The organism is Ravibacter arvi (assembly GCF_039540405.1).
Lineage (GTDB): Bacteria > Bacteroidota > Bacteroidia > Cytophagales > Spirosomataceae > Ravibacter > Ravibacter arvi.
This window is the reverse complement of the sequence record NZ_BAABEY010000037.1, coordinates 1-504: the sequence shown is the minus strand read 5'-3', so window position 1 is coordinate 504 and position 504 is coordinate 1. Positions and strand designations below refer to the sequence as shown.

Genomic DNA, 504 nt, shown 5'->3' with positions numbered 1-504 from the left:
GGGACCGAGCCGCTTAAAGGAGGCGTCGCCTATTCATACAGGATACTGGCCAGGATGCCAAGGCATGGCGCATTGCCCAACGAACCCAACCGGTTTGTCGGAGGAAGCGAAAGCGTGGCCTCTCAGCAGTCATGTGACGCACTCCCTTCCGTGGCCCCGCTGCTCACCAATGTGACCGTAGACATCACCGATCCCGCTAAAGGACAGGTAACAGTCAAATGGATCAGGCCACAGGGCGTCGACCCGGGCGTTGGCGCTCCATTTGAATACAGGCTCTACAGGGCCGAAGGACTGGGAGGCGGCAATTACGGGACTACCCCCATCGCCGTAATCCCTACCAGCCATCAGAAAGGGGCGCCGGACACCCTGTTTATCGACAAAAACCTTAACACACTCGGATCTGCCTATCACTACAAGCTCGAATATTACGTTACCAAAAACGGAACATTGCAGCTTTTTGATGTCACAGAACCCGCCAGTACCGTCAGGCTCTCGCAAGGGGGA

General features: G+C 56.3%; 1 pseudogene. It reads left to right on the top strand.

The window, feature by feature from the left end:
- Positions 1 to 504, top strand: a pseudogene (locus tag ABD852_RS22990) (gliding motility-associated C-terminal domain-containing protein); the annotation flags it as partial.